The organism is Lederbergia citrisecunda (genome assembly GCF_018343695.1).
GTDB lineage: Bacteria > Bacillota > Bacilli > Bacillales > Bacillaceae_C > Lederbergia > Lederbergia citrisecunda.
Genome location: NZ_JAGYPJ010000001.1, coordinates 3,684,349 through 3,709,072, shown reverse-complemented (window position 1 = coordinate 3,709,072; position 24,724 = coordinate 3,684,349). Strand labels below are relative to the sequence as shown.

13 protein-coding genes, 9 tRNA genes and 6 rRNA genes are annotated in these 24,724 nt (G+C 44.8%); all 28 read right to left on the bottom strand.

The features are described from left to right. Positions 1 to 282: 282 nt before the first annotated feature. Positions 283 to 2,715, bottom strand: coding sequence for an ATP-dependent protease ATP-binding subunit ClpC (gene clpC / locus KHA93_RS18045; protein ID WP_213111979.1), 2,433 nt, complete (start codon positions 2,713 to 2,715; stop codon positions 283 to 285). A 12-nt stretch (positions 2,716 to 2,727) separates the two neighbouring features. Further along, entirely contained in the window at positions 2,728 to 3,801 is a 1,074-nt protein-coding gene (gene mcsB / locus KHA93_RS18040; RefSeq protein WP_213111978.1) for a protein-arginine kinase McsB, read from the bottom strand. Beyond that, complete coding sequence (gene mcsA, locus KHA93_RS18035; protein ID WP_213111977.1) at positions 3,798 to 4,343, bottom strand: protein-arginine kinase activator protein McsA; 546 nt, start codon at positions 4,341 to 4,343, stop codon at positions 3,798 to 3,800. Before mcsA ends, mcsB begins: the two co-directional genes overlap by 4 nt. Before the next feature lie 16 nt (positions 4,344 to 4,359). Then, positions 4,360 to 4,821, bottom strand: coding sequence for a CtsR family transcriptional regulator (locus tag KHA93_RS18030; RefSeq protein WP_213111976.1), 462 nt, complete (start codon positions 4,819 to 4,821; stop codon positions 4,360 to 4,362). Positions 4,822 to 5,800: 979 nt separating this feature from the next. Continuing rightward, positions 5,801 to 5,916, bottom strand: a 5S ribosomal RNA gene (gene rrf, locus KHA93_RS18025). Between the two features lie 72 nt (positions 5,917 to 5,988). After that, positions 5,989 to 8,921: ribosomal RNA gene (locus KHA93_RS18020) — 23S ribosomal RNA — on the bottom strand. 191 nt (positions 8,922 to 9,112) lie between these two features. Next, a 16S ribosomal RNA gene (locus tag KHA93_RS18015) occupies positions 9,113 to 10,660 on the bottom strand. Between the two features lie 156 nt (positions 10,661 to 10,816). After that, a tRNA-Ala gene (locus KHA93_RS18010) sits at positions 10,817 to 10,892 on the bottom strand. Positions 10,893 to 10,898: 6 nt separating this feature from the next. Next, positions 10,899 to 10,975 (bottom strand) — tRNA-Pro (locus KHA93_RS18005). A gap of 22 nt (positions 10,976 to 10,997) precedes the next feature. Further along, positions 10,998 to 11,074 (bottom strand) — tRNA-Arg (locus tag KHA93_RS18000). 66 nt (positions 11,075 to 11,140) lie between these two features. Further along, positions 11,141 to 11,226: transfer RNA gene (locus KHA93_RS17995), tRNA-Leu, on the bottom strand. Positions 11,227 to 11,232: 6 nt separating this feature from the next. Continuing rightward, positions 11,233 to 11,307 (bottom strand) — tRNA-Gly (locus tag KHA93_RS17990). A 35-nt stretch (positions 11,308 to 11,342) separates the two neighbouring features. After that, positions 11,343 to 11,424, bottom strand: a tRNA-Leu gene (locus KHA93_RS17985). A gap of 36 nt (positions 11,425 to 11,460) precedes the next feature. Then, positions 11,461 to 11,536, bottom strand: a tRNA-Lys gene (locus KHA93_RS17980). An 18-nt stretch (positions 11,537 to 11,554) separates the two neighbouring features. Then, positions 11,555 to 11,630: transfer RNA gene (locus KHA93_RS17975), tRNA-Thr, on the bottom strand. 5 nt (positions 11,631 to 11,635) lie between these two features. After that, positions 11,636 to 11,711, bottom strand: a tRNA-Val gene (locus KHA93_RS17970). A gap of 10 nt (positions 11,712 to 11,721) precedes the next feature. Further along, a 5S ribosomal RNA gene (gene rrf / locus KHA93_RS17965) occupies positions 11,722 to 11,837 on the bottom strand. A 72-nt stretch (positions 11,838 to 11,909) separates the two neighbouring features. Then, positions 11,910 to 14,842 (bottom strand): 23S ribosomal RNA (locus KHA93_RS17960). A 191-nt stretch (positions 14,843 to 15,033) separates the two neighbouring features. Beyond that, positions 15,034 to 16,581 (bottom strand): 16S ribosomal RNA (locus tag KHA93_RS17955). The 16S, 23S and 5S rRNA genes sit together here with 9 tRNA genes alongside, the layout of an rRNA operon. 331 nt (positions 16,582 to 16,912) lie before the next feature. Further along, a complete protein-coding gene (gene lysS / locus KHA93_RS17950; RefSeq protein WP_213111975.1) occupies positions 16,913 to 18,400 on the bottom strand; it encodes a lysine--tRNA ligase in 1,488 nt (495 codons plus the stop codon). A 211-nt stretch (positions 18,401 to 18,611) separates the two neighbouring features. Beyond that, positions 18,612 to 19,604: a tRNA dihydrouridine synthase DusB gene (gene dusB, locus KHA93_RS17945; RefSeq protein ID WP_213113023.1), complete on the bottom strand. Its 993-nt coding sequence runs from the start codon at positions 19,602 to 19,604 to the stop codon at positions 18,612 to 18,614. Between the two features lie 29 nt (positions 19,605 to 19,633). After that, positions 19,634 to 19,852 (bottom strand): helix-turn-helix domain-containing protein, encoded by a 219-nt coding sequence (locus tag KHA93_RS17940; protein ID WP_213111974.1) that lies wholly within the window; start codon positions 19,850 to 19,852, stop codon positions 19,634 to 19,636. After that, positions 19,804 to 20,331, bottom strand: coding sequence for a 2-amino-4-hydroxy-6-hydroxymethyldihydropteridine diphosphokinase (gene folK, locus KHA93_RS17935; protein ID WP_213111973.1), 528 nt, complete (start codon positions 20,329 to 20,331; stop codon positions 19,804 to 19,806). The genes KHA93_RS17940 and folK overlap by 49 nt, the downstream gene beginning before the upstream one ends. Then, positions 20,328 to 20,690 carry a dihydroneopterin aldolase gene (gene folB / locus KHA93_RS17930; protein ID WP_213111972.1) on the bottom strand — a complete coding sequence of 121 codons (363 nt, stop codon included), beginning with the start codon at positions 20,688 to 20,690 and terminating at the stop codon, positions 20,328 to 20,330. Before folB ends, folK begins: the two co-directional genes overlap by 4 nt. Further along, positions 20,683 to 21,501 (bottom strand): dihydropteroate synthase, encoded by an 819-nt coding sequence (gene folP / locus KHA93_RS17925; protein ID WP_213111971.1) that lies wholly within the window; start codon positions 21,499 to 21,501, stop codon positions 20,683 to 20,685. Before folP ends, folB begins: the two co-directional genes overlap by 8 nt. 345 nt (positions 21,502 to 21,846) lie before the next feature. After that, the gene (cysK, locus tag KHA93_RS17920; protein WP_213111970.1) at positions 21,847 to 22,773 is read right to left on the bottom strand and encodes a cysteine synthase A; all 927 of its coding nucleotides are present in this window, start codon (positions 22,771 to 22,773) and stop codon (positions 21,847 to 21,849) included. Positions 22,774 to 23,033: 260 nt separating this feature from the next. Then, entirely contained in the window at positions 23,034 to 23,924 is an 891-nt protein-coding gene (gene hslO, locus KHA93_RS17915; RefSeq protein WP_213111969.1) for an Hsp33 family molecular chaperone HslO, read from the bottom strand. Positions 23,925 to 23,938: 14 nt separating this feature from the next. Beyond that, on the bottom strand, positions 23,939 to 24,712 hold the full coding sequence (locus KHA93_RS17910) for a type III pantothenate kinase (protein ID WP_213113022.1): 774 nt from the start codon (positions 24,710 to 24,712) through the stop codon (positions 23,939 to 23,941). Positions 24,713 to 24,724 lie beyond the last annotated feature (12 nt).

Genomic DNA, 24,724 nt, shown 5'->3' with positions numbered 1-24,724 from the left:
CATCGACGTACGAAAATCGGGGCTTTCGATTGAGATAAAGGAAACACGATGAGCCTAATAAGGCGAATCTATGTTGACTTATCGTAGGAAGAAGGACAAGATGTTTACTAGTCGATAGGCGCTGGAGCTGACACTACAAAATATATATAGTTTCTTTACGTTTAGAAAAGCGGCAGAGCCTTTTGACAAATATACCATGATAGAAACGAACTGGGTACACATAAAAACAGTGTACCCAGGTTTTTTGCTTCAGCAAAATAACCTTCTGCTTGAAGTTTTCAATTATGACATAGATTTTTCAGTTGCTTTTACAGTGAACTCTCCATTTTCTACATCAATCAATATATGTTGTCCTGTAGCAATATTGCCTTTCAATAATTCTTCGGATAAACGATCTTCAATGAATTTTTGAATGGCCCTTCTAAGCGGACGAGCTCCGTATTCAGGATCAAATCCCTCATCGGTGATTTTATCTTTCGCTGCCTCGGTTAACTCTAGATCCATTTCCTGCTCTTTTAATCGCTTCATTAATGTTTCTGCCATCAATGAAACAATTTCCTTTAAGTGTGGCTTTTCAAGAGCATGGAATACGATAATTTCATCAATACGATTTAGGAATTCAGGACGGAAGGCTTTTTTCAATTCTTCCATTACTTTACTCTTCATATCCTTATAATCTTGTTCCCCATCTTGAATGCTGAAGCCAACATATTTATTACGTTTTAGAGATTCTGCTCCAACGTTTGAAGTTAAAATTAACACAGTATTTCTAAAGTCGACTGTTCTTCCTTTTGAATCAGTTAAGCGACCATCTTCTAAAACTTGCAATAAAATATTGAATACGTCAGGATGAGCCTTCTCAATTTCATCAAGTAAAATAACAGAATATGGCTTCCTTCTTACTTTTTCAGTTAATTGTCCGCCTTCTTCAAAACCGACATAACCTGGAGGAGAACCGACAAGTCTTGAAGTTGAATGTTTCTCCATGTATTCTGACATATCAATGCGAATCATTGCATCTTCATCGCCAAACATTGCTTCTGCCAAGGCTCTTGCAAGCTCAGTCTTACCAACCCCTGTAGGACCTAAGAATATGAATGAACCAATTGGTCGCTTTGGATCTTTTAGACCTGCCCTTGCTCTACGCACAGCTTTCGCCACTGATTTTACCGCTTCTTCCTGACCAATAACCCTTGAATGTAAAATTTCTTCTAAGTTGAGCAGCTTTTCAGTTTCTGTTGCTGCCAGCTTGGAAACTGGAATTCTAGTCCAGCTTGAAACGACGTGAGCAATATCATCGACCGTGACTTCGCTGTTTTCCTGACCTTGTTTTTCTTTCCACGTTTTTTTCGTTTCTTCCAGCTCCTCGCGAAGACGTTGCTCCGAATCGCGAAGAGAGGCCGCTTTTTCAAACTCCTGACTTTGAACAGCTGCATCTTTTTCTTTTCGAATCGTCTCAAGTTTCACTTCAAGCTCTTTTAAGTTTGGAGGAGTTGTATATGAACGAAGTCGTACTTTCGAACCTGCTTCATCAATTAAATCAATCGCTTTATCAGGTAAAAAACGGTCGGATATATATCGGTCGGATAATTTTACAGCCGCTTCAATTGCTTCATCGGTAATCGAAACGCGATGATGTGCCTCGTAACGATCACGCAGCCCTTCTAAAATTTGAATCGATTCCTCAACTGTCGGCTCATCGACCTGAATTGGCTGGAAACGACGTTCTAATGCCGCATCTTTTTCAATATATTTTCGATATTCATCAAGTGTAGTCGCACCAATACATTGCAATTCTCCACGTGCTAAAGATGGTTTTAAAATATTGGAGGCATCAATTGCACCTTCTGCTCCACCGGCACCAATCAATGTATGAAGCTCATCAATAAAGAGAATGATATTTCCCGCTTGGCGAATCTCATCCATTACTTTCTTCAAGCGATCTTCAAATTCTCCACGGTATTTAGTTCCCGCTACAACAGTTCCCATGTCTAGCGTCATTACTCGTTTATCACGTAAAATCTCTGGAACTTCATTATGAATAATCTGTTGCGCCAGTCCTTCTGCAATCGCCGTTTTACCAACCCCAGGCTCACCAATGAGAACAGGATTATTTTTCGTACGTCTGCTTAATACTTCAATGACCCTTTGAATTTCTTTATTTCGACCAATAACAGGATCTAAGCTTCCTTCTCTAGCAATGGCAGTTAAATCACGTGCAAGTCCGTCTAACGTTGGAGTACTTGCACTTGATGAACTACCACCGTGACTATTCGCTTCGTTGCTTCCTAATAGCTGAAGCACTTGCTGACGTGCTTTATTTAGGCTCACTCCTAAATTATTTAAAACACGGGCTGCCACGCCTTCACCCTCACGAATTAAACCTAAAAGAATATGTTCTGTCCCTACATAGGAATGGCCAAGTTTTCGGGCCTCATCCATAGATAGCTCAATTACTTTTTTTGCTCTCGGTGTATAGTGAATATTTTGCGAGGTATCTTGACCACGTCCAATTAAATTCTCTACTTCTTTTTGGATTTTTTCTGGTCCTAGTGCAAGACCATACAACGCTTTGGCGGCGATGCCTTCGCCTTCCCTCACAAGACCAAGCAAAATATGTTCCGTTCCGATATTGCTGTGTCCAAGACGAACTGCTTCCTCTTGCGACAACGCTAATACCTTCTGTGCTCTTTCAGTAAATCGCCCAAACATCATACGACTCTCCTCCTAACTATCTTTCTCTTCAAGTTTTAATCGCTCTCGAATAAATGTTGCTCTTTTAATATCACGTTCAGCCGGACGGAGAGGCCCGCCAGCATATTGTTGTAAAAATCCAGGCTGTGTTAAAATCATTAATTCATTGAGGATATTTCTTGATAAATGTTTTATATACCCTGTATCTATGCCCAATCTAACATCTGATAAACATTCTGCAGCCTCTTTTGTTTCAATTACACGGCTGTTCGCTAAAATTCCATAAGATCGAAATACTCTATCCTCTAATTGTATGTTCGATGTTTTTACTAATGCTTCCCTTGCTGACCTTTCTTGCGCAATAATCTGTTGGACGACACTCGTTAGATCTCCCACAATATCCTCTTCAGATTTTCCAAGTGTAATTTGGTTCGATATTTGAAAAATGTTGCCCAGCGCTTCGCTTCCTTCACCATAAATCCCTCTTACAACGAGGCCAAGTTGATTAATTGCAGGAATGATGCGATTCATTTGTCTAGTTAAAATTAACCCTGGAAGATGAACCATCACAGAGGCCCTTAATCCAGTTCCCACATTCGTTGGACAACTTGTTAAATAACCAAAGTCCTCATCAAAGGCATAGTCTACCTTTTCCTCTAATAAATCATCAATTTCATTGGCTCTCTTTAGAGCTTCATTAATTTGCAGTCCAGGATATAAGCATTGAATTCTTATATGGTCTTCTTCATTAACCATGATACTAATATCTTCATTTTCGGATAATATAAAAGCACCGTGAGAAGCATTTTCTGCGAGGCGAGGACTAATCAAATGTTTTTCTACTAGTACTCTTTTTTGCAATGATTTTAAGTCTTCTACTTCTAAAAACTCCATTGCTCCGTAGGAATCGAATAAACCGGAATTCAGTAAGCCCTTAAGCTGAGTAATAATTTCCCTTGCTTCGTCATTACTAAACAATGTAGGAAATTTATAATTGCGAAAATTTCTGGCAAGACGTATTCGGGAACTTAGAATAATATCAGAATCAGGACCTTCCGCACTCATCCACGAGCTAACCGCTTTATTAAGAAATCTTTCTAGATTCATTGTTTCCCCTCCTCATCCAACATCGTATTTTCGAGGGAACGTATTTGGTCACGTATTTCGGCGGCTTTTTCAAATTCTTCCTGTACAATTAAGGAACGAAGCTCTTCTTTTAGTAATTGAACTTGCTGCTTTATATGGATAGATCCGCCTATCCTTTTTGGAACCTTTCCACCATGTTTGATATTGCCGCTATGAAGCCGTCTCAAAATTGGCACCATATGATTCTTAAATGCGTTATAGCAATTAGCACATCCAAATCTGCCTATATTTATAAATTGCTGAAAAGTCATTTTACATTCTTCACAATGGACAATTTCTTCAGATGGAGAAGGTTGTGATTTTGCCTGTTGAAATGAAGGATCAAAATTTAAAAGTCCTGCAAGTAAGTCGTTAAATGAAAAACCCCCGGCCCCATCAATCATAAATAGCTCGCCTTTTTCTTGGGCACATTTTTCACAAAGTTGAATCGTAGTCTTTTCACCATTTACAACCTTTGTAAAATGCATCGTTGCAGGTCTTTCTTTACATTCTTGGCATATCATCACCTTCACCTTACCTTTATTCGTATTTAATCGCTTGGAGCATCGCCTTCATAACTCTCGCTCTCATCTCATCCCGTTCGGGTAAATCAAGATAAATGACAGATCTGTCGACTACGCTTAGCATTAATTTCGCTTCTCTTTCAGTTATAACTCTCTCTTCTAAAAGCCGAAAAATAATATCATGTGCATTTGTTTGGGAAATTTTCCTTCCAACAAGCACTTTCAGCTGATCAATAAGATGAGCTTTAGTATGTGTTCTTACCTTGGTTATCCGAATATAACCGCCTCCCCCTCTTTTACTTTCTACCATATACCCTCTTTCAATCGTAAAGCGAGTATTGATTACGTAATTTATTTGGGAAGGAACACATTGAAATTTATCGGCAATTTCACTTCTTTTAATCTCAACAATTTCCGAGCCGCTTAATTCCAGCACTTTTTTTAAATAACTTTCAATTACATCGGATATATTCCGCATCAACAAGCACCTCCTTGCAATGCAGCTTGACTTTGACTATATTTGACTTAATTATACAAGACAATATGTATAGAATGCAATTGTCTATTCTAAACATTATTTTATCCGCAGGAGAAAAAACAAAACCACTGATTGTATTACTTTAATTAAAAAATATTTATACTAGTTACGTTTTACAATGGAATAATTATGTATTGATGAAAAAGAGGTAATAAGCGAATCTGCTGATAAGAATATTTCGTTGGATTTTTTTTAACGCGGGGGATTGATTGATCGGATTTATTACTTTAACTAAGTGACGACACGGGCTTACATATCGTTAAATAGTATGTATCTTTCATTTTTCGTGGTTTTTGAAAAGTTTCCATATTTAATATGTTTTCTATCTTATAAAGAATACTCTCGAGCATATTCCATCTAATTAATAACCATAAAGTGAAATTGTACCCTATATTATAAATATGTAACAATGGTTGGCCCCAAGATTGGATTGATGACCTTCAAGTCGAAATAAGTAGGGCTAAGGATGTCAATCATAGAATTGGTGACCTTTATACCCGAAATCAGCAGAACTAAGGGTATCAATACTCAGATTGGTGACCATCAACTATGAAACTAGTGGAGGTTAGGTCACCAATCTCTTTTCATATGCCCATAAAACAAAAAAGACATCCTTTATTGGATGTCTTTGATTGCCTGGCAACGTCCTGCTCTTGCAAGGGGAAGCCCCTTACTACCATCGGCGCGCGAGCTTAACTTCCGTGTTCGGGCTGCGGATCATGATGACCGGGAATCTCATCGTCATCTGCGCTCGTTCGATTCTCATGGGCATAGCCCATTCCGAGTCTCACTCCCTTGATTCCTCGATTTTCTTGCTCCTCCTGATCCTCGCTAACGTTGTTTTCGTTTCTTTTCTTCTATACCTTCGGTATTTTTTTGGAAAACAAAAAAGACATCCACTAATTGGATGCCTTTGATTGCCTGGCAACGTCCTGCTCTTGCAAGGGGAAGCCCCTTACTACCATCGGCGCTGAAGAGCTTAACTTCCGTGTTCGGGATGGGAACGGGTGTGACCTCTTCGCCATCGCCACCAGACATGTATGTTACAAAGGGATTCATTCCCTCAAAACCAGATATAGAGAAGGCAAACCGAAACTTGATTGTTTGTTGATTAAGTCCTCGATCGATTAGTATCCGTCAGCTCCATGTGTCGCCACACTTCCACACCGGACCTATCAACCTGATCATCTTTCAGGGATCTTACTCGCTTGCGCGATGGGAAATCTCATCTTGAGGGGGGCTTCATGCTTAGATGCTTTCAGCACTTATCCCGTCCGCACATAGCTACCCAGCGATGCCTTTGGCAAGACAACTGGTACACCAGCGGTGCGTCCATCCCGGTCCTCTCGTACTAAGGACAGCTCCTCTCAAATTTCCTGCGCCCGCGACGGATAGGGACCGAACTGTCTCACGACGTTCTGAACCCAGCTCGCGTACCGCTTTAATGGGCGAACAGCCCAACCCTTGGGACCGACTACAGCCCCAGGATGCGATGAGCCGACATCGAGGTGCCAAACCTCCCCGTCGATGTGAACTCTTGGGGGAGATAAGCCTGTTATCCCCGGGGTAGCTTTTATCCGTTGAGCGATGGCCCTTCCATGCGGAACCACCGGATCACTAAGCCCGACTTTCGTCCCTGCTCGACTTGTAGGTCTCGCAGTCAAGCTCCCTTGTGCCTTTACACTCTACGAATGATTTCCAACCATTCTGAGGGAACCTTTGGGCGCCTCCGTTACTCTTTAGGAGGCGACCGCCCCAGTCAAACTGCCTGCCAGACACTGTCTCCCACCCGGATCACGGGTGCGGGTTAGAAGGTCAGTACAGCAAGGGTAGTATCCCACCGATGCCTCCATGGAAGCTGGCGCTCCCATTTCCAAGGCTCCTACCTATCCTGTACAAGCTGCACCAACATTCAATATCAGGCTGCAGTAAAGCTCCACGGGGTCTTTCCGTCCTGTCGCGGGTAACCTGCATCTTCACAGGTACTATAATTTCACCGAGTCTCTCGTTGAGACAGTGCCCAGATCGTTACGCCTTTCGTGCGGGTCGGAACTTACCCGACAAGGAATTTCGCTACCTTAGGACCGTTATAGTTACGGCCGCCGTTTACTGGGGCTTCAATTCGCACCTTCGACCGAAGTCTAAGCGCTCCTCTTAACCTTCCAGCACCGGGCAGGCGTCAGCCCCTATACTTCGCCTTGCGGCTTCGCAGAGACCTGTGTTTTTGCTAAACAGTCGCCTGGGCCTATTCACTGCGGCTCTCTAGGGCTTGCACCCCAAAGAGCACCCCTTCTCCCGAAGTTACGGGGTCATTTTGCCGAGTTCCTTAACGAGAGTTCTCTCGATCACCTTAGGATTCTCTCCTCGCCTACCTGTGTCGGTTTGCGGTACGGGCACCATTTACCTTGCTAGAGGCTTTTCTTGGCAGTGTGGAATCAGGAACTTCGGTACTAAATTTCCCTCGCCATCACAGCTCCGCTTTAGGATGAAGGATTTGCCTCCACCCCAGCCTAACTGCTTGGACGCGCATATCCAACAGCGCGCTTACCCTATCCTCCTGCGTCCCCCCATTGCTCAAACGGTAAAAAGGTGGTACAGGAATATCAACCTGTTGTCCATCGCCTACGCCTTTCGGCCTCGGCTTAGGTCCCGACTAACCCTGAGCGGACGAGCCTTCCTCAGGAAACCTTAGGCATTCGGTGGAAGGGATTCTCACCCTTCTTTCGCTACTCATACCGGCATTCTCACTTCTAAGCGCTCCACAAGTCCTTCCGGTCTTGCTTCACAGCCCTTAGAACGCTCTCCTACCACTGACACCAACGGTGTCAATCCGCAGCTTCGGTGATCCGTTTAGCCCCGGTACATTTTCGGCGCAGAATCACTCGACCAGTGAGCTATTACGCACTCTTTAAATGGTGGCTGCTTCTAAGCCAACATCCTGGTTGTCTAAGCAACTCCACATCCTTTTCCACTTAACGGATACTTTGGGACCTTAGCTGGCGGTCTGGGCTGTTTCCCTCTTGACTACGGATCTTATCACTCGCAGTCTGACTCCCAAGGACAAGTCATTGGCATTCGGAGTTTGTCTGAATTCGGTAACCCGATGAGGGCCCCTAGTCCAAACAGTGCTCTACCTCCAAGACTCTTTACCTTGAGGCTAGCCCTAAAGCTATTTCGGAGAGAACCAGCTATCTCCAGGTTCGATTGGAATTTCACCGCTACCCACACCTCATCCCCGCACTTTTCAACGTACGTGGGTTCGGGCCTCCAGTAAGTGTTACCTTACCTTCACCCTGGACATGGGTAGATCACCTGGTTTCGGGTCTACGACCTCATACTCAAAACGCCCTATTCAGACTCGCTTTCGCTGCGGCTCCGTCTCATCGACTTAACCTTGCATGAAATCGTAACTCGCCGGTTCATTCTACAAAAGGCACGCCATCACACATGAATGTGCTTTGACTATTTGTAGGCACACGGTTTCAGGATCTTTTTCACTCCCCTTCCGGGGTGCTTTTCACCTTTCCCTCACGGTACTGGTTCACTATCGGTCACTAGGGAGTATTTAGCCTTGGGAGATGGTCCTCCCAGCTTCCGACGGGATTTCACGTGTCCCGCCGTACTCAGGATCCACTCAGGAGGGAACGAAGTTTCGACTACAGGGCTGTTACCTTCTATGGCGGATCTTTCCAGATCGCTTCAACTACCCCGTTCCTTTGTAACTCCATGTTGAGTGTCCTACAACCCCAAGAGGCAAGCCTCTTGGTTTGGGCTTTTTCCGTTTCGCTCGCCGCTACTCAGGAAATCGATTTTTCTTTCTCTTCCTCCGGGTACTTAGATGTTTCAGTTCCCCGGGTCTGCCTTCCATTTCCTATGTATTCAGAAATGGATACTACCCCATTACGGGCAGTGGGTTTCCCCATTCGGAAATCTCCGGATCAAAGCTTGCTTACAGCTCCCCGAAGCATATCGGTGTTAGTCCCGTCCTTCATCGGCTCCTAGTGCCAAGGCATCCACCGTGCGCCCTTTCTAACTTAATCAGTAAAAAGGTTTCTTATGGATGATTCCATAAGGTGATGTTTCTTGGTTTGTTTATTCTCTATTATCTGGTTTTCAAGGAACAAATAACAGGCCTCTATAAAAGATAGCCATGTTTTGAGAGTTCAACCTCTCAAAACTGAACGAAACGAAACGTCTTCTGATCAGCACTCGACTGATCAAGATTCCTTAGAAAGGAGGTGATCCAGCCGCACCTTCCGATACGGCTACCTTGTTACGACTTCACCCCAATCATCTGTCCCACCTTCGGCGGCTGGCTCCAAAAGGTTACCCCACCGACTTCGGGTGTTACAAACTCTCGTGGTGTGACGGGCGGTGTGTACAAGGCCCGGGAACGTATTCACCGCGGCATGCTGATCCGCGATTACTAGCGATTCCGGCTTCATGCAGGCGAGTTGCAGCCTGCAATCCGAACTGAGAATGGTTTTATGGGATTGGCTCGACCTCGCGGTTTTGCTGCCCTTTGTACCATCCATTGTAGCACGTGTGTAGCCCAGGTCATAAGGGGCATGATGATTTGACGTCATCCCCACCTTCCTCCGGTTTGTCACCGGCAGTCACCTTAGAGTGCCCAACTGAATGCTGGCAACTAAGATCAAGGGTTGCGCTCGTTGCGGGACTTAACCCAACATCTCACGACACGAGCTGACGACAACCATGCACCACCTGTCACTCTGTCCCCCGAAGGGGAACGCTCTATCTCTAGAGTTGTCAGAGGATGTCAAGACCTGGTAAGGTTCTTCGCGTTGCTTCGAATTAAACCACATGCTCCACCGCTTGTGCGGGCCCCCGTCAATTCCTTTGAGTTTCAGCCTTGCGGCCGTACTCCCCAGGCGGAGTGCTTAATGCGTTAGCTGCAGCACTAAAGGGCGGAAACCCTCTAACACTTAGCACTCATCGTTTACGGCGTGGACTACCAGGGTATCTAATCCTGTTCGCTCCCCACGCTTTCGCGCCTCAGCGTCAGTTACAGACCAAAGAGCCGCCTTCGCCACTGGTGTTCCTCCACATCTCTACGCATTTCACCGCTACACGTGGAATTCCGCTCTTCTCTTCTGCACTCAAGTTTCCCAGTTTCCAATGACCGCTCACGGTTGAGCCGCGAGATTTCACATCAGACTTAAGAAACCGCCTGCGCGCGCTTTACGCCCAATAATTCCGGACAACGCTTGCCACCTACGTATTACCGCGGCTGCTGGCACGTAGTTAGCCGTGGCTTTCTGGTCAGGTACCGTCACGGTACCGTTAGTTAGACGGTACTTATTCTTCCCTGACAACAGAGTTTTACGATCCGAAAACCTTCTTCACTCACGCGGCGTTGCTCCGTCAGACTTTCGTCCATTGCGGAAGATTCCCTACTGCTGCCTCCCGTAGGAGTCTGGGCCGTGTCTCAGTCCCAGTGTGGCCGATCACCCTCTCAGGTCGGCTACGCATCGTCGCCTTGGTGAGCCGTTACCTCACCAACTAGCTAATGCGCCGCGGGCCCATCTGTAAGTGACAGCAAAACCGTCTTTTAACCTTTCCCCATGCGGGGAAAGAAGTTATCCGGTATTAGCTCCGGTTTCCCGAAGTTATCCCAGTCTTACAGGCAGGTTGCCCACGTGTTACTCACCCGTCCGCCGCTAACTTCAGGGAGCAAGCTCCCATCCATTCGCTCGACTTGCATGTATTAGGCACGCCGCCAGCGTTCGTCCTGAGCCAGGATCAAACTCTCATATAAGTAGTTGATTAGCTCATTAGCTGGCAATGGTTTAAAACCATTGTTTAAAAATAATTTTTGACGTTTGTTTCGTTCAGTTTTCAAAGATCAAATCCAGTCGCTCATAAGCGACTTTTCTATATTACTCTTTTTAAAAATGTTTGTCAACACTTTTTTTGGTGGAGCCTAGCGGGATCGAACCGCTGACCTCCTGCGTGCAAAGCAGGCGCTCTCCCAGCTGAGCTAAGGCCCCAAATAATGGTCGGGAAGACAGGATTCGAACCTGCGACCCCTTGGTCCCAAACCAAGTGCTCTACCAAGCTGAGCTACTTCCCGAAAAAAGATTATCATATTTTATTGGCGCGCCCGAAAGGAGTCGAACCCATAGCCTTCTGATCCGTAGTCAGACGCTCTATCCAATTGAGCTACGGGCGCATTTTTATGAAAGGATATTTTGCTTTGCAAAAATCCCAGTTATTTTACTGAAACAAAATAACTTGATGCCGAGAACCGGAATCGAACCGGTACGGTAGTCACCTACCGCAGGATTTTAAGTCCTGTGCGTCTGCCAGTTCCGCCACCCCGGCATGAGTTGGAGCGGAAGACGGGATTCGAACCCGCGACCCCCACCTTGGCAAGGTGGTGTTCTACCACTGAACTACTTCCGCGTGGTTTAACAACTCTCAACTAAAAATCTATATAATGCGGGTGAAGGGAGTCGAACCCCCACGCCTTGCGGCACTAGATCCTAAGTCTAGCGTGTCTGCCAGTTCCACCACACCCGCGTTATGATAAGTTATTTTGCCTTCGGCAAAAAACAATGGTGAGCCATGCAGGATTCGAACCTGCGACCCTCTGATTAAAAGTCAGATGCTCTACCAACTGAGCTAATGGCTCGTACATATTTAAGATTGCTGGTGCCGGCCAGAGGACTTGAACCCCCAACCTACTGATTACAAGTCAGTTGCTCTACCAATTGAGCTAGGCCGGCATATATGGTGGAGGATGACGGGATCGAACCGCCGACCCTCTGCTTGTAAGGCAGATGCTCTCCCAGCTGAGCTAATCCTCCAAATATGTATGCCTGGCAACGTCCTGCTCTTGCAAGGGGAAGCCCCTTACTACCATCGGCGCTGAAGAGCTTAACTTCCGTGTTCGGGATGGGAACGGGTGTGACCTCTTCGCCATCGTCACCAGACATGTATGTTACAAAGGGATTCATTCCCTCAAAACCAGATATAGAGAAGGCAAACCGAAACTTGATTGTTTGTTGATTAAGTCCTCGATCGATTAGTATCCGTCAGCTCCATGTGTCGCCACACTTCCACACCGGACCTATCAACCTGATCATCTTTCAGGGATCTTACTCGCTTGCGCGATGGGAAATCTCATCTTGAGGGGGGCTTCATGCTTAGATGCTTTCAGCACTTATCCCGTCCGCACATAGCTACCCAGCGATGCCTTTGGCAAGACAACTGGTACACCAGCGGTGCGTCCATCCCGGTCCTCTCGTACTAAGGACAGCTCCTCTCAAATTTCCTGCGCCCGCGACGGATAGGGACCGAACTGTCTCACGACGTTCTGAACCCAGCTCGCGTACCGCTTTAATGGGCGAACAGCCCAACCCTTGGGACCGACTACAGCCCCAGGATGCGATGAGCCGACATCGAGGTGCCAAACCTCCCCGTCGATGTGAACTCTTGGGGGAGATAAGCCTGTTATCCCCGGGGTAGCTTTTATCCGTTGAGCGATGGCCCTTCCATGCGGAACCACCGGATCACTAAGCCCGACTTTCGTCCCTGCTCGACTTGTAGGTCTCGCAGTCAAGCTCCCTTGTGCCTTTACACTCTACGAATGATTTCCAACCATTCTGAGGGAACCTTTGGGCGCCTCCGTTACTCTTTAGGAGGCGACCGCCCCAGTCAAACTGCCTGCCAGACACTGTCTCCCACCCGGATCACGGGTGCGGGTTAGAAGGTCAGTACAGCAAGGGTAGTATCCCACCGATGCCTCCATGGAAGCTGGCGCTCCCATTTCCAAGGCTCCTACCTATCCTGTACAAGCTGCACCAACATTCAATATCAGGCTGCAGTAAAGCTCCACGGGGTCTTTCCGTCCTGTCGCGGGTAACCTGCATCTTCACAGGTACTATAATTTCACCGAGTCTCTCGTTGAGACAGTGCCCAGATCGTTACGCCTTTCGTGCGGGTCGGAACTTACCCGACAAGGAATTTCGCTACCTTAGGACCGTTATAGTTACGGCCGCCGTTTACTGGGGCTTCAATTCGCACCTTCGACCGAAGTCTAAGCGCTCCTCTTAACCTTCCAGCACCGGGCAGGCGTCAGCCCCTATACTTCGCCTTGCGGCTTCGCAGAGACCTGTGTTTTTGCTAAACAGTCGCCTGGGCCTATTCACTGCGGCTCTCTAGGGCTTGCACCCCAAAGAGCACCCCTTCTCCCGAAGTTACGGGGTCATTTTGCCGAGTTCCTTAACGAGAGTTCTCTCGATCACCTTAGGATTCTCTCCTCGCCTACCTGTGTCGGTTTGCGGTACGGGCACCATTTACCTTGCTAGAGGCTTTTCTTGGCAGTGTGGAATCAGGAACTTCGGTACTAAATTTCCCTCGCCATCACAGCTCCGCTTTAGGATGAAGGATTTGCCTCCACCCCAGCCTAACTGCTTGGACGCGCATATCCAACAGCGCGCTTACCCTATCCTCCTGCGTCCCCCCATTGCTCAAACGGTAAAAAGGTGGTACAGGAATATCAACCTGTTGTCCATCGCCTACGCCTTTCGGCCTCGGCTTAGGTCCCGACTAACCCTGAGCGGACGAGCCTTCCTCAGGAAACCTTAGGCATTCGGTGGAAGGGATTCTCACCCTTCTTTCGCTACTCATACCGGCATTCTCACTTCTAAGCGCTCCACAAGTCCTTCCGGTCTTGCTTCACAGCCCTTAGAACGCTCTCCTACCACTGACACCAACGGTGTCAATCCGCAGCTTCGGTGATCCGTTTAGCCCCGGTACATTTTCGGCGCAGAATCACTCGACCAGTGAGCTATTACGCACTCTTTAAATGGTGGCTGCTTCTAAGCCAACATCCTGGTTGTCTAAGCAACTCCACATCCTTTTCCACTTAACGGATACTTTGGGACCTTAGCTGGCGGTCTGGGCTGTTTCCCTCTTGACTACGGATCTTATCACTCGCAGTCTGACTCCCAAGGACAAGTCATTGGCATTCGGAGTTTGTCTGAATTCGGTAACCCGATGAGGGCCCCTAGTCCAAACAGTGCTCTACCTCCAAGACTCTTTACCTTGAGGCTAGCCCTAAAGCTATTTCGGAGAGAACCAGCTATCTCCAGGTTCGATTGGAATTTCACCGCTACCCACACCTCATCCCCGCACTTTTCAACGTACGTGGGTTCGGGCCTCCAGTAAGTGTTACCTTACCTTCACCCTGGACATGGGTAGATCACCTGGTTTCGGGTCTACGACCTCATACTCAAAACGCCCTATTCAGACTCGCTTTCGCTGCGGCTCCGTCTCATCGACTTAACCTTGCATGAAATCGTAACTCGCCGGTTCATTCTACAAAAGGCACGCCATCACACATGAATGTGCTTTGACTATTTGTAGGCACACGGTTTCAGGATCTTTTTCACTCCCCTTCCGGGGTGCTTTTCACCTTTCCCTCACGGTACTGGTTCACTATCGGTCACTAGGGAGTATTTAGCCTTGGGAGATGGTCCTCCCAGCTTCCGACGGGATTTCACGTGTCCCGCCGTACTCAGGATCCACTCAGGAGGGAACGAAGTTTCGACTACAGGGCTGTTACCTTCTATGGCGGATCTTTCCAGATCGCTTCAACTACCCCGTTCCTTTGTAACTCCATGTTGAGTGTCCTACAACCCCAAGAGGCAAGCCTCTTGGTTTGGGCTTTTTCCGTTTCGCTCGCCGCTACTCAGGAAATCGATTTTTCTTTCTCTTCCTCCGGGTACTTAGATGTTTCAGTTCCCCGGGTCTGCCTTCCATTTCCTATGTATTCAGAAATGGATACTACCCCATTACGGGCAGTGGGTTTCCCCATTCGGAAATCTCCGGATCAAAGCTTGCTTACAGCTCCCCGAAGCATATCGGTGTTAGTCCCGTCCTTCATCGGCTCCTAGTGCCAAGGCATCCACCGTGCGCCCTTTCTAACTTAATCAGTAAAAAGGTTTCTTATGGATGATTCCATAAGGTGATGTTTCTTGGTTTGTTTATTCTCTATTATCTGGTTTTCAAGGAACAAATAACAGGCCTCTATAAAAGATAGCCATGTTTTGAGAGTTCAACCTCTCAAAACTGAACGAAACGAAACGTCTTCTGATCAGCACTCGACTGATCAAGATTCCTTAGAAAGGAGGTGATCCAGCCGCACCTTCCGATACGGCTACCTTGTTACGACTTCACCCCAATCATCTGTCCCACCTTCGGCGGCTGGCTCCAAAAGGTTACCCCACCGACTTCGGGTGTTACAAACTCTCGTGGTGTGACGGGCGGTGTGTACAAGGCCCGGGAACGTATTCACCGCGGCATGCTGATCCGCGATTACTAGCGATTCCGGCTTCATGCAGGCGAGTTGCAGCCTGCAATCCGAACTGAGAATGGTTTTATGGGATTGGCTCGACCTCGCGGTTTTGCTGCCCTTTGTACCATCCATTGTAGCACGTGTGTAGCCCAGGTCATAAGGGGCATGATGATTTGACGTCATCCCCACCTTCCTCCGGTTTGTCACCGGCAGTCACCTTAGAGTGCCCAACTGAATGCTGGCAACTAAGATCAAGGGTTGCGCTCGTTGCGGGACTTAACCCAACATCTCACGACACGAGCTGACGACAACCATGCACCACCTGTCACTCTGTCCCCCGAAGGGGAACGCTCTATCTCTAGAGTTGTCAGAGGATGTCAAGACCTGGTAAGGTTCTTCGCGTTGCTTCGAATTAAACCACATGCTCCACCGCTTGTGCGGGCCCCCGTCAATTCCTTTGAGTTTCAGCCTTGCGGCCGTACTCCCCAGGCGGAGTGCTTAATGCGTTAGCTGCAGCACTAAAGGGCGGAAACCCTCTAACACTTAGCACTCATCGTTTACGGCGTGGACTACCAGGGTATCTAATCCTGTTCGCTCCCCACGCTTTCGCGCCTCAGCGTCAGTTACAGACCAAAGAGCCGCCTTCGCCACTGGTGTTCCTCCACATCTCTACGCATTTCACCGCTACACGTGGAATTCCGCTCTTCTCTTCTGCACTCAAGTTTCCCAGTTTCCAATGACCGCTCACGGTTGAGCCGCGAGATTTCACATCAGACTTAAGAAACCGCCTGCGCGCGCTTTACGCCCAATAATTCCGGACAACGCTTGCCACCTACGTATTACCGCGGCTGCTGGCACGTAGTTAGCCGTGGCTTTCTGGTCAGGTACCGTCACGGTACCGTTAGTTAGACGGTACTTATTCTTCCCTGACAACAGAGTTTTACGATCCGAAAACCTTCTTCACTCACGCGGCGTTGCTCCGTCAGACTTTCGTCCATTGCGGAAGATTCCCTACTGCTGCCTCCCGTAGGAGTCTGGGCCGTGTCTCAGTCCCAGTGTGGCCGATCACCCTCTCAGGTCGGCTACGCATCGTCGCCTTGGTGAGCCGTTACCTCACCAACTAGCTAATGCGCCGCGGGCCCATCTGTAAGTGACAGCAAAACCGTCTTTTAACCTTTCCCCATGCGGGGAAAGAAGTTATCCGGTATTAGCTCCGGTTTCCCGAAGTTATCCCAGTCTTACAGGCAGGTTGCCCACGTGTTACTCACCCGTCCGCCGCTAACTTCAGGGAGCAAGCTCCCATCCATTCGCTCGACTTGCATGTATTAGGCACGCCGCCAGCGTTCGTCCTGAGCCAGGATCAAACTCTCATATAAGTAGTTGATTAGCTCATTAGCTGGCAATGGTTTAAAACCATTGTTTAAAAATAATTTTTGACGTTTGTTTCGTTCAGTTTTCAAAGATCAAATTCTTTTGCGTCACCCGATGGCGACTTTTCTATTTTAACAAAATCGAGAAGTCATGTCAACAACTTTTTTAATTAATTTTTTCATTCTTAATTAACTTTGTTGTCTCTCAATCGAGGCACGAATAATAATATAACACCATTTTGTTAATGTAGCAACACTTTTTTATAAGAAATTAAAAAAAGTTTATTTTACCCTCTAGTTAAGAAAAGTCCCCGTAAAAAACGGGGACTTAAATCAGTTAATCACGTTTTCTCATCAACGGGAATAACAACACATCGCGTATAGACGGAGAATTTGTTAATAACATAACCAAACGATCGATACCTATTCCTAATCCTCCTGTAGGCGGCATTCCGTATTCTAAAGCTTCAATGAAATCTTCATCCATTTCATGTGCTTCATCATTACCTTGTTCACGTTCGCGTAATTGATTTTCAAAACGCTCACGTTGGTCAATAGGATCGTTTAATTCTGTAAATGCATTTGCATGCTCACGGCCAACGATAAACAATTCAAATCGATCTGTGAATCTAGGATCTTCTTCGTTCTTTTTAGCAAGCGGTGATATTTCAACCGGATGCCCATAGATAAATGTTGGCTGTATTAGTTTTTCTTCAATTCTTTGCTCAAAAAACTCATTGACGATATGACCAAAAGTCATATGTTCAGTAATTTCTATTCCGTGATCTTTGGCAAGTTGTCTTGCTTCGTCATCACTCATGTCTTTCCAAAAATCAACACCTGTATATTCTTTAACAGCATCAACCATATGCAGTCGTTGCCATTTAGGCTCAAGGTTTACCTCATGCTCTCCATATTGGACCGTAGTAGAGCCTAATACCTCTTGTGCCACGTGTGCGATAAGATTTTCAGTCAATTCCATAATATCATTGTAGTCTGCGTACGCTTCATAAAGCTCTAACATCGTAAACTCTGGATTATGTCTTGTCGATACTCCTTCATTACGAAAAACTCGACCAATTTCATATACCTTTTCCATACCGCCGACAATTAGACGTTTTAAATGTAGCTCAATCGCGATTCTCATAAAAAAGGGCATATCCAGAGCATTATGATGAGTTTCAAAAGGACGAGCAGCCGCTCCCCCAGCAATCGCGTGCAACATAGGAGTTTCAACTTCCAAAAAGCCTTTTTTATCTAGGTAACGTCTCATAGATTGAATGATCAGACTACGAGAAATAAAGGTTTCTTTACTATCTTGATTCGTGATCAAATCTAAGTAGCGTTGACGATAGCGCTGCTCAACATCTTTTAAACCATGGAATTTTTCTGGAAGTGGGCGAAGCGATTTTGCAAGTAAAGTAAATTCCTTCGCTTTTATAGAAAGCTCGCCTACTTTTGTTTTAAAAACTGTTCCAGTTACACCAACAATATCCCCAAGATCAACAGTGTTGAAGAGACTATATTGTTCCTCACCTACACCATCTTGTCTAACATAGATTTGAATTTGTCCTGGAAGATCCTGAATATGAGCAAAACCTGCTTTTCCTTTACCACGTTTCGTCATAACCCTGCCAGCAATGGTTACTAGAATATTCTTTTCATCTAATTCTTCTTTTGACAATTGATCGTATAATTCTTTTATTTCTTGCGTATCATGAGTGCGTTCAAATCTTTTACCGAAAGGATCTATTCCATTCTCGCGCAGCGAAGTCATTTTGTCGCGTCTTACCCGTACCTGATCATTCAATTCTTCTTGACTCATTTATACCACTCCTATCTTTTATTAAAAATACACAGTTCAAGGAAAATAAAACAACTGCCAGCATTTACTGGCAGTGTAATCAGCAATGATCAAAAACTTTGGCAGAAAAGTTCCCTATTTCAATATGTAGGAATCCGCCGTAGAATTTAACTTAATTTTAGTACATTTTCCCACTGAATGTAAATCCACCGTAGGGTTATGCTGAATTAAGTTAAACAGCTTGCTTTTCTTTTACTTCTGCACTATCAGTAATGTAATCCAATAAAGCGACAAGCTCGGATCTTGTCAGGCATTCATTGATAGCATTTCTTATCATACCATTTCCTTGAATACCTTTTAAGTACCAAGCAGCATGCTTGCGCATTTCTCTAACCGCAACATATTCTCCTTTTAATGCGATTAAGCGGTCTAGATGAAGCTTGCAGACATCCATCTTTTCTTTTATAGTCGGCTCGCCTGTTAATTCTCCTGTTTCCAAAAATTTAACCGTTTGATAAATCATCCATGGATTCCCAAGAGCAGCTCTTCCGATCATAATGCCGTCTACCCCAGTCTCATCCAACATTCTCTTAGCATCCTCTGGAGTTTTCACGTCACCATTCCCAATCAATGGGATATTGATTGATTGCTTAACTTTACGTATGATATCCCAATTCGCTACACCTTCATACATTTGAACACGAGTTCGACCATGCATAGAGACTGCTGCACCACCCGCGCTCTCTACTGCTTGAGCGTTTTCTACTGCAAAAATATGCTCTTCATCCCATCCGATACGCATTTTTACCGTAACGGGCTTTTCAACCGCTTCTACAACAGCTGATACCATATCATAAATTTTATTAGGTTCAAGAAGCCATCTTGCTCCCGCTTCACACTTAATGATCTTATTGACCGGACATCCCATATTTATATCAATTATATCTGCGTTCGTGTTTTGATCAACAAATCTTGCAGCCTCTACAAGAGTTTCTTTTTCTCCTCCAAATATTTGCAAGGATAGCGGCTTTTCACGTTCATCAATATAGAGCAGTTTCATCGTTTTTTCATTTTTTTGAACAATACCCTTATCACTGATCATCTCTGCACATACGAGTCCAGCGCCAAATTCTTTTACCGTTAAGCGGAATGCCGAATTACAGATACCCGCCATTGGCGCAAGAACGACCTGGTTTTTCATTTCGATATCTCCGATTTTTAACAGATAAATAACCTCCTTTCTTATTTATTAATTTAGTTATCTTCTTCCTCAGCGGGGGTGAGTTCTTCTTTTGGAACATCTAGCACTTTAGATATTGCCAATAGAATGTTTTCTGAAGGCATACGTGTGCCTCTTTCGATCTCACCAAGAACCGAAACGGAAATCCCTATATCTTTCGCAAGTCCTTCTTGCGTATAACCTTTTAACTTTCGAAAAGCGCGAATGCGTCTTCCCCATTTATCTGTTTCCATAACCGAACTCCTTCTCTATCAGGTATTTCGTCCAGAACTTCAACTATAGGGGTATTTATAGTCGGAAGCACAAGGCTCCGATCGATTTCTAAAAGTGGAATAAGTACAAATGCTCGCTCCGTCATTCGAGGATGAGGCACTTGTAAAGTCTCCATTTCAATATTTTCTTTATTATACAATAAAATGTCAAGGTCTATCACCCTCGGACCCCATCTAAACTCCCTAATTCTTCCTAATTCATGTTCAATTTTCATACACCGCTCCAAAAGTTGCAGGGGTGTATAAGAGGTGGATATTTTTGCAGCCATATTTAAAAAATTATCCTGATCCGTAAAACCAACGGGATCTGTTTCATATATAGAGGAGCAAGCTTCGATATGAATATGTTTGTCTTCAGATAGTTTTTGTATAGCTAGCTTTAAAAATTCTTCTCGTTTTCCAATATTTGACCCTAAAGATAAATAGACAATGTTTTTCATGATCTTTTCCTCGTAATTTCTACCGCAACAGAATGATAGTGCCCCGGTATTGGTGGATCTGGTTTAATAACTTTTACTGTGACTGATTCTATTTTTATGAATGTTTCAAGTATCCCACACGCAATACGCTCAGCAACTGCTTCAATTAACTTAAATGGTTTTCCTTCAACTATTTCCTTACACAGCAAATAAATATCGGCATAGCTTACTGTTAATTCAAGGTCGTCGTTTAAACCAGCCTCTTTAAAATCCGTTTCTGCTACAACATTAACACGAAAACGTTGCCCTAGCTTCGTTTCTTCGGGAAGAACCCCATGGTACCCATAAAACTCCATTTCATTTAGGTAAATTTTATCCATTACGATTCCCCTTTCCTAATAAAACATCCATCATAGTAGCCATCCTGCTTATTTCTTTCACATCATGGACACGCATAATGTGGCATCCTTTTTGAATCCCAAAGCAAACAGTGGCACCTGTTCCTTCCATTCTTTCCTCCACAGGTAAATCGAGTGCAGTCCCAATCATGCGCTTACGGGAGGTTGCAAGGAGAACAGGATAACCAAGTCCAACAAGTTTATCTAGATTGGCCATCATCTCAATGTTTTCCTCATAATCTTTTGCAAAGCCGATACCCGGATCTAAAATAATCTGATCATCCGCTACCCCAGCCTTTTTTGCAATCGAGATGCTTTCATACAAATCATTCAACACATCACGAATAAATGAATCATAATTACGATTATCTCGATTATGCATTAAGATGATCGGAACTTTAAAATCAGCTGCTACTCTCGCTATATCAGGGTCTTTTTTCGCTCCCCAAATATCATTTACGATAGAAGCACCCGCTTCAATAGCCCGCTTTGCGGTTTCCGCTTTATATGTATCGATAGAAATTGGAACGGTTCCATTAGCGGCTACCGCTTCAATAACCGGAACGACTCTTGCAATTTCCTCTTCCACTGAAACAGGTTCATGACCTGGTCTTGTAGATTCACCGCCAATATCAATAATGTCCGCCCCATCCGCTATCATTTGAACAGCATGTTGAACAGCGATTTCTACACTGTTATAACGGCCGCCATCAGAAAAGGAATCGGGCGTGGCATTTAAAATTCCCATAATCAATGTCTTGTTAAAATGTAGCTCATATGATCCGCATTTCATTGTTGTTCACACCTTTTTTATTTCTTATAGTGTCCAGCTCTATCGACTAACAAATCCGCTTTTCTTTGTTTAGCTGCAGCGCCTATCGACTAGCAAACTTCTTGTCCACTTCCCTACGATAAGTCAACATCGGCTCGTCCCTCACCGTGTTTCCTTTATCTCAGTTAGAGGCCAATAAAGAACGTCGACTAAAATCGCCACGTCCTTGTGGCAACGTCGACGGACCCACATCCTGTGGGCCTGTACGTCAATGAGCAAGGCGCTTACGCTTTTCTAATAGAATACCTCTTTTAATAAAAATAGAAAAGCAAGCCCAAATTTGGACCTGCTTCTCATTAAGTATTATTAGCTTTCATATTGATAGAGTGCAGTACTTAAATAACGCTCTCCATTGTCCGGAAGAACTGCTAATACAATCTTCCCTTTTCCTAATTTTTCCGCTACTTGTAATGCCGCTGCAATTGCAGCTCCGGCTGAAATTCCTCCAAGTATGCCTTCTTCTTTGGCAGCACGTCTTGAAGCTGCAAAAGCTTCATCAGTAGAGATTTTAAGCACTTCATCAAAAATCTCTGTATTTAATACAGTTGGAACAAAACCTGCTCCGATTCCTTGAATTTTATGAGGACCAGGATTTCCACCTGAAAGAACTGGAGAGTCTTCAGGCTCTACTGCAAATATTTTAATATCAGGATATTTTTCTTTTAAAACTTCGCCAGCACCTGTAATGGTTCCACCTGTTCCAATCCCTGATACAAATGCATCTAACTGATCTCCCATTTGTTCAACGATTTCTTTCCCAGTTGTCAAGCGATGGATTTCCGGATTAGCAAAGTTTTCGAATTGTTGAGGCATAAAATAACCTTTTTCCTCAGCTAACTCATTCGCCTTTTTAATAGCGCCTTTCATTCCTTCAGCCCCTGGAGTCAATACTAACTCTGCCCCATAAGCCCTAAGTAAATTCCGGCGTTCTAGGCTCATCGTCTCAGGCATTACGAGAACTGCACGGTAGCCTTTCGCAGCAGCAATCATAGCAAGACCAATACCTGTATTCCCACTAGTTGGCTCAACAATCGTATCGCCTTCTTTTAATTTCCCTTCTTTTTCCGCAGCTTCGATCATTGCTAAAGCGATTCGATCTTTTACACTGCTTCCGGGATTCATATATTCAAGCTTTACATAAACGTCAGCGCTGTTTTCTTCTACGATGCGGTTTAATTTGACTACCGGGGTATTACCCACTAATTCGGCGATTGAATTTGCCTTTTTCGTCATGTTCTCCACCTCTAAATCCGAGTATTTTTGTTGGTTTATTTACAAATTACCAGTAAATAGGTGAACTGTCAATAACGAAGACTTATTATTTCCATATTCCTATGAAAATATTCCCATAAGGTAAAAAAACACGCACCTTGCTCATCGGCATACACCACATGCAATTTTACAAAACAACACCAATGTAAATTTTGCTTTCCATAAAAGCAAAAAAAGCGGTTCGTTTTATTCAACGCCCGCCTTTTTCACATCATTTCGTTTTAGCTCAAACTTTTTCTCGATGTCTCTTTAAGCTCTTCCAGTTCTTCCTTCGAATAATGGTAAGTGGAGTTACAAAAATGACATTGAGCATTTGCCTCGCCATCTTCATCAATCATATCCTGGATTTCTTCTTCACCAAGACTGACGATCGCGTTGGCAAATCGTTCTTTTGAGCAAGTACAGAGAAATTGTACTGGTACCTTTTCTAATACTTTTACATTATCGGATCCAAGTACCTGATTAAGAATTTCTTCAGGTGTATACCCTTCTCGAATCATAGTGGAAACAGGCAAAATAGATCCTAAACGTTTTTCAATATCGTCAATCACTTCTTCACTTGCTCCAGGCATAATTTGGATGATAAATCCACCCGCAGCCAAAATAGTGTTATCCGGATTAACGAGTACTCCCACCCCAACTGAAGATGGAGTTTGCTCGGATTTTGCAAAATAATAGGTGAAATCTTCTCCTACTTCACCGGAGACAATTGGTACTTGACCTGTGAAATGTTCGCGCAGACCAACATCCTTTACTACCGATAACGTACCTTCTGTCCCGACTGCTTTCCTTACATCCAATTTCCCATGCTCATTTAAATCAAAATGGGTTTGCGGATTCGTTACATATCCACGAACATTCCCTTTGGCGTCTGCATCAACAAGGATAACACCGAGTGGTCCATTTCCTTCTACTTTAACCGTAATTTTTTCTTCACCTTTTTGCATAGCCCCCATCATTACGCCTGCTGTCATTGCTCTACCAAGAGCAGCAGAAGCAGTAGGCCATGTATAATGACGACGTTGCGCCTCTCCAATGGTATCCGTTGTGAGTGCTGCATATGCACGTACTTGGCCATTGTAGGCTAGTGCTTTTACTAAATAGTCCGCCATTTGCTAGTCACCTTTCATTCGCTGACATTTCTCTTATAAATGAGTTGCAGCCCTTTAAGAGTCAAATCTTGATCTATAATATCAATCATCTTCGTTTCTGATGCAATTAAATTAGCAAGCCCACCTGTTGCAACAACCGTAGGCTTTTGCTTACTTTTCTCTATTATGCGCTTTACAATACCCTCAACCTGTCCAACAAAACCAAATAAAATACCCGCCTGCATCGCCGCTACTGTATTTTTTCCAATGATTTCATCAACATGCGTAATCTCTATCCGTGGAAGCTTCGCTGCCTTTGAATATAGTGCTTCTGTGGAGATTCCAATACCTGGTGCAATAACGCCGCCCATATATTCACTTTTTTCGTTAATATAGCAAAACGTTGTAGCTGTCCCAAAATCGACGATGATTAACGGACTTCCATACTCATGTATTCCCGCCACCGCGTTAACGATGCGATCCGCTCCAACCTCACGGGGGTTTTCATATTTTATATTTAAGCCTGTTTTAATTCCAGGTCCAACAATCAACGGCTTCACTTGAAAATACTTAGAGCACATTCTCTCTAACGTGAACATAATAGGTGGTACAACAGAGGAAATAATAATCCCATTAATATCTTCAAATCTTAATCCTACATGTTGAAACAAGGCATTAATCGCCATGCCAAACTCATCTTCCGTTTTATGCCTGCTCGTTTCAATGCGCCAATGATATTTCAAATCATTCCCTTGATACGCACCAAGAACGATATTTGAATTTCCTACATCCAAAACAAAAATCAACATCTTCACCACTTT